Source organism: Streptomyces sp. Isolate_45, from assembly GCF_024721315.2.
GTDB lineage: Bacteria > Actinomycetota > Actinomycetes > Streptomycetales > Streptomycetaceae > Streptomyces.
Genome location: NZ_JANFAK020000239.1, coordinates 1 through 9,257, shown reverse-complemented (window position 1 = coordinate 9,257; position 9,257 = coordinate 1). Strand labels below are relative to the sequence as shown.

Here is a 9,257-nt window from a genome sequence, read left to right as displayed (position 1 = left end):
CAGCGTCCCGCCGACCGGACGGCGCTGCCGCGGGGGCTCGCGCGTCGGGGCCCGGCGCCTTCCGAGGAGCTCCCCCCGCGACGGGCCCGGCCCCGCGCCGACACCGCGCCCACGCCCCGCGGCCCGGACGCGGGACAACGGCAGCGGGCTTCGGCAGACTGCGGGGCATGGGCCTCCTCCTGATCGCCGCCTGCGCCTCACTCGCCGCCTGGCTCTGGCTCACGTTCGCCCAGGGCATGTTCTGGCGCACCGACGTCCGGCTCCCGCCGCGCACCGCCCCCGCCCGCTGGCCGTCCGTGGCGATCGTCGTTCCGGCCCGGGACGAGGCCGAGGTCCTCCCCCGCAGCCTGCCCTCGCTCCTCGCCCAGGACTATCCCGGCGCGGCCGAGGTCGTCCTGGTCGACGACGGCAGCACGGACGGCACCGCCGCACTCGCCCTGCGGTTGGCCGCCGAGCACCCGGGGCTGCCGCTGACGGTGGTGTCCCCGGGCGATCCCCCGCCGGGGTGGACCGGCAAGCTGTGGGCCCTGCGGCACGGCATCGCCCACGCCCGTACGAGTCGCGCCGCCGAGCCCGAGTACCTCCTGCTGACCGACGCCGACATCGCCCACGCGCCGGACAGCCTGCGCGAGCTGGTCGCGGCCGCGACCGGTGCCCGGCTCGACCTGGTCTCCCAGATGGCCCGGCTGCGCGTGGTGAGCGGCTGGGAGCGGCTCGTCGTGCCGGCCTTCGTGTACTTCTTCGCGCAGCTGTACCCGTTCCGTCGGATCAACCGCCCCGGCGGCCGGACCGCCGCCGCGGCCGGGGGCTGCGTGCTGTTGCGCACCGAGGCGGCGGTGCGCGCCGGGGTGCCGGACTCCATCCGCCAGGCGGTGATCGACGACGTGTCGCTGGCCCGCGCGGTCCGGGCGTCGGGCGGTCGGATCTGGCTCGGGTTGGCGGAGCGGGTGGAGAGCGTGCGCCCGTATCCGGGGCTCGGGGACCTCTGGCGGATGGTGTCGCGCAGCGCGTACGCCCAACTGCGGCACCAGCCGCTGTTGCTGGCCGGCACGGTGGCGGGGCTGGTGCTCGTCTACCTGGTCCCGCCGGTCGCGCTCGTCGCGGGGCTCGCGGCCGGGCGGCCCGCCGTCGCCTGGGCGGGCGGGCTCGCCTGGCTGCTGATGGCCGGGACCTACCTGCCGATGCTGCGCCACTACCGGCAGCCGGCCGCCCTGGCGCCGCTACTGCCGTTCACGGCGCTGCTGTACCTGCTGATGACCGTCGACTCGGCAGTCCGGCATTACCGGGGCCGCGGCGCCGCCTGGAAGGGCCGAACCTATGCCCGTCCCAGCGACGCATGAAACCGCCCGGTACCCCCTGAAGGGGCGTCATCCGAGGTCATCGCGTTGTGACGCTGCGTCAGCACCACATAGGTGCAAGGGTCAACCAGTGAGTACGAGTGCGAACAAGGCGGGGCGGAAGTGACGAATCGTGCACGTGAACGTGAAGTGAAAGCTGTGGCCCTGACCTGCGAATATGCAGGTCAGGGCGGGGTTGACGGCACCTCGCTATGGACCCGGTGAAGTCGTGGGCTTAACTTAGGTCCCATGACCTCCCCCCGCTCCACTTATGGCGGCGGTTACTACTCCGCGCCCTCCTTCACGGACACCCCCATCTACGACTCCCTCGTCGCCGAACGCGGCACCCCGCAGATCGCCCCGATCCGCGTTCCGGCCGCCTACGAGTCGCCCAGTGCCGGTTACTCGAGCGGTGGTTACCTGCCGGCCCTCGCCTCCTCCATGCCCGCCCTGCCCCCGGCCATGCCCCAGCAGCAGGCTCCGGGCTACGGGTACCCGTACCAGCAGCAGCCGGCACCCGTGCAGCAGATGCCCGTGCCGCTCCAGCACGCGCCCGCGCCGTACATCCCGCAGCAGCAGCCGGTAGCGGCCTTCGCTGGATACGTCCCGCAGCCGCAGCAGCCCCGTCCGATGGCCGCGGCCACCGGGTACGAGGCCATGCGCCCGGCGGCCCCCCGCCCCGTGCAGGGCCCCGCACAGGTCCCCTCGTACGAGGACCCGTACGGCCGCCCGTACCAGGGGCGCGGCTACTGACGGGCGCTCGCCCGCACGGCACCGGGCACACGGGCCGGCGGTCCGGGTCACACCCGGCCCCGGCACGGTCGCGGAGCGTTCGACCCGCGCCATAACCGCGGTGCCCGGACGGGGGGAGGCCGGCAAAATGCCCCCATGCCGAACTTGTACGTCCAGTCGCTGCACGTCCACCCCGTCAAATCCGTGGCGGGGACCTCTCCCGACGAGGTGGCCGTGGAGCCATGGGGGCTGTCCGGGGACCGGCGCTGGGCCGTGGTCGACATCGAGGGCACGGTCATCAGCCAGCGCCAGGAGGCCCTCATGGCCCTGGCCGCCGCGCGCCCGCTGACGGGAGGGCGGGTGGCGCTGTCGGCGCCGGGCATGCCGGAGCTGGTCGTGGAGGTTCCGGAACCGGGTCCGCGCGAGCCCTCCGTACATTTCGGCAACAAGATCGACACTCTGGTCGCGGCGCGGTCCGCGGCCGACTGGTTCACCGCCTTCCTCGGCCGTGACGCCCGGCTCGTGTACATGGACGACCCGGAGGTCCGCCGACCCGTGGATCCGCACTACGCGCTGCCCGGCGAGACGGTGAGCCTCGCCGACGCCTACCCGTTGCTGGCCACCACCAGCGCCTCCCTCGACGCCCTCAACGAGCTGATCGCCCGTGGCGACCACCCGCAGGAGGGCCCGTTGCCGATGGACCGGTTCCGTCCCAACCTGGTGGTCGCCGGCGCCGACGCCTGGGCCGAGGACGAATGGCGCCGCGTCGCCGTGGGCGGGGCCGTCTTCCGCGGGGTTCGCGAGTGCGGCCGCTGTGTCGTCACGACGACCGACCAGCGGACGGCGGAGCGCGGCCGTGAGCCGCTGAAGACCCTGGCCCGGCACCGTCGGATCGGGAAGTCCCTGGCGTTCGGACGGCACATGGTGCCGGTCGTCCTCGGTACGGTGCGCGTGGGCGACGAGGTGCGGGTCCTGGAGTGATCCCCGGACCGCGGTGCTCGTGACGTCCGGAGCGGAACCTCGGCCGGGGGGCCGGGGGGCCCGGGGGCTCCGGCCACGGCGGACCGCCTCGACCAGGCGACGGAATGACACCTTCGAGGGGCTCGGGCCCCTCTCTGGAACCAACGGGCCACGCGGTGCCGTTGGTGACTTCGGGACGTGTGACAGCCCTCCGGAAACGACCACCGGATCGGATGACACGGGTCTCGCGCGTCCCGGAATGCGCGTCCTCGGGACATGCGCCAGGCTGGGGCGCGCAGGCAGTCGGAAGCTGGGCGGAAACGGGGGGAGCCGGACCGTGCGGACAGCGATGGGTGTGTGGCGTTGGCGGCGCAATCCGCTGCGCCGGCCGACCGATCTCTTCGAGGCGTGGGTGGCGTTCGCCGCGCTGGTGTGCGTCCTGCTGGTGGCTCCGGCCGTCGGTTGGGTCGCGGGCCTGCGGGTGGACGGCACGCTCCAGCGGGCCGCCCTGGAGCAGCGCCACGAGCGCTATCTGGTACCGGCCGTGGTGATCCGGCCGGCGGCCGAGCCTCTCGCCGGCGCGTCGACCGATCCGTCGGCGCAGCGGCAGTCCCCGGAGCGCAGCCGGATCGTGGCGGCGTGGACCGCTCCGGACGGCACCAGCCACGAGGGGACGGTCCCGGCCGCCGAGGAACCGCCCGTCCCCGGCGAGCGGTTCCGCATATGGACCGACATCCGGGGTCGGCTGGTGGGGCAGCCGCTCGACCCGTCCGCCGCCTCCTTGCACGCCGGTCTGGCCGGGTTCGCGGCCGCGCTCGCGGCGGGCACCCTGGTGGAGACGGTTCGGCGGCTGGTCGTACGCAGGCTCATGCATCGGCGGTACCTCCGTCTGGACCGCGCGTGGGCGGCGGCCGGGCCGGACTGGGGCCGGGCGGGGGCGGGCAGCTGACCTGGCAACTCGCCGGCCCCGCGCGCGCTACGGTGGGGCGGAGCCGGTTCGGATCGCTTCAGCCACTTCGAACGGCTTCAATCACTTCGGTCGCTCCGGCGGCGCGAATACGAGGGTGGGGGCACGACAGCACCATGGCTCAGGGCACGGTCCAGGTGACGCACGGCGGGGCCTCGCGGTGGCGGCGCCGCTCGGGCGAGTATCCGACGCTGAGCGCCGCCCTCGCCGTCGCGGGCGACGGCGACGTGCTGTCGATCGCCCCCGGCACCTACCGGGAGAACCTGGTCCTCCACCACGCCGTGACGCTGCGCGGGCCCGAGGGGAGCGCGATCGGCTCGGTGCGGATCGCCCCGCTCGACGGGGTCGCGCTGACTGTGCGCGCCTCGGCCGTGATCCAGGACCTGTACGTGGAGGGCGCGGACCGGGCGGCGCCCGCCGTCCTCGTCGAGGACGGCTCCCCCGAGCTCACCGACCTGCGCGTGAGCACCCGCTCCGCCGCGGGGATCGAGGTGCGTGGCGGTGCCCGTCCACTGGTGCGCAGGTGCACGGTGGAGAATCCGGCCGGCGTCGGCATCTCCGTACTGGACGGCGGCGGCGGGGTGTTCGAGGAGTGCGAGGTCGTCGCGGCCGGCCAGGCCGGGGTCTCGGTGCGCGGCGGCGGGCACCCCCGCCTGGAGCGCTGCCGGATCCACCACGCCACGGGCGCGGGCATCGGCGTCACCGGTGAGGGCTCGGGCCTGGAGGCGCTGGGCTGCGAGGTGTACGAGATCAAGGGCGCCGGGGTGCAGATCGCCTCCCGGGCCGCGGCCCGGCTCACCGACTGCTCGGTGCACCGCACCTCCGCCGACGGGGTCACCCTCGACACCGACGCCGTCCTCACCCTGGCCGGCTGCGACATCCACGACATTCCGGAGAACGCCGTCGACCTGCGGTCCCGTTCGGTGCTGACGCTCAGCCGCACCACGGTCCGCCGGTTCGGGCGCAACGGCCTGTCGGTGTGGGATCCGGGCACCCGGGTCGATGCCGAGTCCTGCGAGATCCACGACAGCACGGGCGACTACCCGGCGGTGTGGGTCAGTGACGGGGCCACCGCCTCCCTGGATTCCTGCCGCGTCCACGACGTGCCCGACGCACTCTTCGTGCTGGACCGGGGTTCGCGCGTCGACGTGGTCGACAGCGATCTGTCGCAGGTGCGCAACACGGCGGTCTCGGTGAGCGACGGCGCCACCGCGCAGGTCGACGACTGCCGGATCCGCGAGGCGGGCACCGGGGCGTGGTTCCGCGACCACGGCAGCGGCGGCACCCTCGCCAACTGCACCATCGACGGCGTACAGACGGGCGTGATCGTCACGAAGGGCGCCGACCCGTCGTTGGAGCGGTGCACGGTCACCAACGCGACCGAGGCCGGGTTCTACGTGTCGGCGGGCGGCCGGGGCACGTTCCGGTCGTGCCGGGTGACGGGCAGTTCCGGTTTCGGCTTCCACGTCATCGACGGCTGCCGCACCACGCTCGCGACGTGCCACACCGAGCGCTGTGCGCGCGGGGGCTACGAGTTCGCGGAGGACGGTCCGCAGGCCGAGGGGTGCACCAGCGACGAGTCGGGGTCGCGGCTGGCCGCGCGGTCCGCGGCGGGCAGTGCCCCTACCGGGGCGCAGGCGGGGATCCGTACGGTGACGGCGGCGCAGGATCCCGCGGCGCCGACGGGCGTGGTACCCGCGGCGCGGCCGGCCGATCTGCCGCAGACCCCGGAACCCGAGGTCGCCTCGCGCGAGTCGGGCGAGGTGTTGGGGCAGCTCGACGCCTTGGTGGGGCTGGACAGCGTCAAGCGCGAGGTCCGCGCCCTCACGGACATGATCGAGGTCGGGCGGCGACGGCAGCAGGCGGGGCTCAAGGCGGCCTCGGTCCGCCGCCACCTGGTCTTCACGGGCTCCCCCGGCACCGGCAAGACCACCGTCGCCCGGTTGTACGGGGAGATCCTCGCCTCCCTGGGCGTGCTGGAGCGGGGGCACCTGGTCGAGGTGTCGCGGGTGGACCTGGTCGGCGAGCACATCGGGTCGACGGCGATCCGCACCCAGGAGGCCTTCGACCGGGCTCGCGGTGGGGTGCTGTTCATCGACGAGGCGTACGCGCTGGCCCCGGAGGATTCGGGGCGGGACTTCGGCCGTGAGGCGATCGACACCCTCGTGAAGCTGATGGAGGACCACCGGGACGCGGTGGTGGTGATCGTCGCCGGGTACACGGCAGAGATGGAGCGGTTCCTGACCGTCAATCCGGGCGTCGCCTCCCGCTTCTCGCGCACCATCACCTTCGGCGACTACGGGCCCGGGGAACTGCTGCGGATCGTCGAACAGCAGGCGGAGGAGCACGAGTACCGGCTCGGCGAGGGCACCACGAAGGCGCTGCTCGCATACTTCACGGAGCTGCCCAAGGGGCCTGCCTTCGGCAACGGCCGGACCGCGCGCCAGACCTTCGAGTCGATGGTGGAACGGCACGCGGGGCGGGTCGCGCAGCTGGCCGAGCCCACCACGGACGACCTCACGCTGCTGTTCCCGGACGACCTGCCGGTCCTGTCCGCGCCCTGCTGAACGGCACGTCGGGCGGGCGGACTTCGGAGGCGAACTTCGGGGGCGAGGTGGCGGGGCGAGGTGGCGGTGTACCGGTGCGGACATCCGGCGGGCCGCCGGTTATGGTGACGCGGCACGCACCGCCCGGAGCGTACCGACCGCACCGCATCGTGTCGTAGGGGGTAACGCCATGGCCCGTCGACTCCGCCCCGTGGGGCTGGACTTCACCGAGACCGCCCCGGTACGCCTGGTCTTCGTCGCGCGGGCCGCCGCCCCGCCCGAGGCCGTGTACCGGGCACTGGCGCAGGAGGTGACCGGCTGGCCGCAGTGGTTCGGGGCGGTCACGCTGGCCCGGCCGACGCGGGACGGCGCGGGCCGGGAGATCGGGCTGGTCGGCGGGATCCGCTTCCAGGAGACGATCATGGCGTCGGACCCGGGGCGGCGCTACGCCTACCGGGTCGACGAGACCAACGCACCGGGCGTGCGCGCCCTGCTGGAGGAATGGCAGCTCACCGCGGTGGGCCCCGCGACGGCCGACGGCGTCGCCGGAACGACCGGCGGGACGACCCGCGCGACCGGCGCGACCGGCACTGCCGACTCCGGCGACGGCGCCACCGGCACGCTGGTCCGTTGGACCTTCGCCGCCGACGGGCCGGCGCCCTTCCGCCTGGCCCTGTCCGCCGCCCGCCCCGGCCTCGGCCACTCGTTCCGCACGGCGGTCCGCGCCCTGGACGCCCGCCTCACGTCCCCGCCGCGGAACCGCTGACGGGCCCCGCCCGGCGGGTTCCGTGGGGCGCTCCGGCACCACCGGCCGGCGGGACCCGCCGCGCCGCGGGTCCTCAGGCGGCCGGTTCCCGCCACTCGCCCGTGTCCAGCAGGGTGTCGATGGTCTTCGCGTACGGGCTGATGTCCATGCCCTGCGCGGTCAACCAGTCGTCCGAGTAGTACTTGTCGAGGTACCGGTCGCCCGGGTCGCACAGCAGCGTCACGACGCTGCCGGTGCGACCCTCCGCCACCATCTCCGAAATGATCTTCAGCGCGCTCCACAGACCGGTGCCCGTCGAGCCGCCCGCCTTGCGCCCTATGGCCTGCTCCAGGGCACGGCACGCGGCGACGCTCGCGGCGTCCGGGACGCGCATCATGCGGTCTATGGCGCCGGGTACGAAGCTCGGCTCCATGCGGGGCCGCCCGATGCCCTCGATGCGCGAGCCGCAGTCGCTGGTGGCGTGCGGGTCGTTGTTGGTCCAGCCGTCGAAGAAACAGGAGTTCTCCGGGTCGGGGACGCAGACGCGGGTGTCGTGCTGCATGTAGTGCACGTAGCGCGCGATGGTCGCGGAGGTGCCCCCGGTTCCGGCGGTCGCCACGATCCAGGTCGGCTCCGGGTAGCGCTCCAGGCGCAGTTGCTGGTACATCGACTCGGCGATGTTGTTGTTGCCGCGCCAGTCCGTCGCGCGCTCGGCGTACGTGAACTGGTCCATGTAGTGGCCGCCGGTGCGGGCCGCGAGATCGGCCGATTCCTCGTACATCTTCATCGAGTCGTCGACGAAGTGGCATTCCCCGCCGTGGAATTCGATGAGCCGGCACTTCTCCGGGCTCGTCGTCCGCGGCATGACCGCGATGAACGGGACGCCGATCAGCTTGGCGAAGTAGGCCTCGGAGACGGCCGTCGAGCCGCTGGAGGCCTCGATGACCGGGCGACCGGGGTGGATCCAGCCGTTGCACAGGGCGTAGAGGAAGAGCGAGCGGGCGAGGCGGTGCTTCAGGGAGCCCGTCGGGTGCGTGGACTCGTCCTTGAGGTAGAGGTCGATGCCCCAGGCCTCGGGGAGCGGGAAGCGCAGCAGGTGCGTGTCGGCGGAGCGGTTCGCGTCGGCCTGGACCTTGCGGACGGCCTCCTTGAGCCAGGCCCGGTAGTCCGCGTCGCTGCGGTCGACGTCGACGGTCGTCGTCACGGACGTTCTGCCGGTGGTACCGGTGGTACTCATGCGCCTTGCTCCTTTGTCCGTTCCGTGGCCCCCGCTTTCGAAATGTACCCCCCTCACCTGCACAAATGGTTACTTTGGGTTTCCATACCGATCGCTTTCGGTCGCATTCAGTTGCAGAGCGGGGCACGGTAGGTGACGCTGGTGGTGTTTCACCGAAGCACCGAAAACCGCAGCACCGAGGGCGCAGCACCCGTAACTCACTTGTCGGGGAGTCGCAGCCGTGATCAGTCATTCCCGCAGGCACTGCGTCGTCGAACTGCAGGCCCTGCCCGCGCGGATCGGTCAGGTCCGCCGCATCGTTTCCGCGCAATTGCGCCACTGGCAGCTCGATCCGCTCATAGACCGGGCTGCGCTCGGTGTGACGGAGCTGCTCAGCAACGTCCACCGCCACGCGCAGCCCGACAAGGCGTGCGCCGTCGAGATCGAGCTCCGGCTCGGGCGACTCACCGTCGCGGTCTACGACAGCGATCCGCGGCTGCCCGTCCTGCGGGCGGCCGAGACGCTGGAGACCTGCGGGCGTGGGCTCGCGCTCGTCGAGGCGGTCAGCGAGGCCTGGGGCGCCCGACCACAGCCGGACGGCCCCGGAAAAATGGTCTGGTTCTCGCTCCGGGCCGCCGCCGCGCCGGCGGCCCCCCCCGCCACCGTCCGCAAAACTTCCCACAAACAAACGGAGCTCCCCCGCCCCGCCCTCATAGCCCTGGAACCCGACGTACTCCCCACCCCCCATCCCGTA

General features: G+C 73.2%; 8 protein-coding genes. 7 read left to right on the top strand and 1 reads right to left on the bottom strand.

The window, feature by feature from the left end:
* The first annotated feature begins 167 nt into the window (after positions 1–167).
* The 6 genes from NOD94_RS38325 (at position 168) to NOD94_RS38300 (ending at position 7,308) form a co-directional block, all read left to right on the top strand.
* Positions 168–1,340, top strand: a complete 1,173-nt coding sequence (locus tag NOD94_RS38325; RefSeq protein ID WP_281210872.1) for a glycosyltransferase — start codon at positions 168–170, stop codon at positions 1,338–1,340.
* A gap of 246 nt (positions 1,341–1,586) precedes the next feature.
* The gene (locus NOD94_RS38320; protein ID WP_281210871.1) at positions 1,587–2,090 is read left to right on the top strand and encodes a DUF6643 family protein; all 504 of its coding nucleotides are present in this window, start codon (positions 1,587–1,589) and stop codon (positions 2,088–2,090) included.
* Positions 2,091–2,225: 135 nt separating this feature from the next.
* Positions 2,226–3,050, top strand: coding sequence for an MOSC N-terminal beta barrel domain-containing protein (locus NOD94_RS38315; protein WP_281210870.1), 825 nt, complete (start codon positions 2,226–2,228; stop codon positions 3,048–3,050).
* 316 nt (positions 3,051–3,366) lie between these two features.
* Positions 3,367–3,978, top strand: coding sequence for a hypothetical protein (locus NOD94_RS38310; RefSeq protein ID WP_281210869.1), 612 nt, complete (start codon positions 3,367–3,369; stop codon positions 3,976–3,978).
* Between the two features lie 134 nt (positions 3,979–4,112).
* The gene (locus NOD94_RS38305; protein WP_281210868.1) at positions 4,113–6,563 is read left to right on the top strand and encodes a right-handed parallel beta-helix repeat-containing protein; all 2,451 of its coding nucleotides are present in this window, start codon (positions 4,113–4,115) and stop codon (positions 6,561–6,563) included.
* 169 nt (positions 6,564–6,732) lie between these two features.
* Complete coding sequence (locus NOD94_RS38300) at positions 6,733–7,308, top strand: SRPBCC family protein (protein WP_281210867.1); 576 nt, start codon at positions 6,733–6,735, stop codon at positions 7,306–7,308.
* Positions 7,309–7,381: 73 nt separating this feature from the next.
* On the opposite strand, the gene NOD94_RS38295 is transcribed toward NOD94_RS38300, so the two are convergent.
* Positions 7,382–8,524 carry a PLP-dependent cysteine synthase family protein gene (locus NOD94_RS38295; protein WP_281210866.1) on the bottom strand — a complete coding sequence of 381 codons (1,143 nt, stop codon included), beginning with the start codon at positions 8,522–8,524 and terminating at the stop codon, positions 7,382–7,384.
* Positions 8,525–8,744: 220 nt separating this feature from the next.
* On the opposite strand from NOD94_RS38295, the gene NOD94_RS38290 reads away from it, so the two are divergent.
* Positions 8,745–9,257, top strand: a 513-nt coding sequence (locus NOD94_RS38290; protein WP_281210865.1) for an ATP-binding protein, incomplete at its 3' end; no start/stop codon positions are given.

What these genes read in the sequence shown, in the direction of transcription:
- NOD94_RS38325 (WP_281210872.1), top strand. Translation starts at nt 168, where the DNA reads ATGGGCCTCCTCCTGATCGCCGCCTGCGCCTCACTCGCCGCCTGGCTC.
- NOD94_RS38320 (WP_281210871.1), top strand. Translation starts at nt 1,587, where the DNA reads ATGACCTCCCCCCGCTCCACTTATGGCGGCGGTTACTACTCCGCGCCC.
- NOD94_RS38315 (WP_281210870.1), top strand. Translation starts at nt 2,226, where the DNA reads ATGCCGAACTTGTACGTCCAGTCGCTGCACGTCCACCCCGTCAAATCC.
- NOD94_RS38305 (WP_281210868.1), top strand. Translation starts at nt 4,113, where the DNA reads ATGGCTCAGGGCACGGTCCAGGTGACGCACGGCGGGGCCTCGCGGTGG.
- NOD94_RS38300 (WP_281210867.1), top strand. Translation starts at nt 6,733, where the DNA reads ATGGCCCGTCGACTCCGCCCCGTGGGGCTGGACTTCACCGAGACCGCC.
- NOD94_RS38295 (WP_281210866.1), bottom strand. Translation starts at nt 8,524, where the DNA reads ATGAGTACCACCGGTACCACCGGCAGAACGTCCGTGACGACGACCGTC.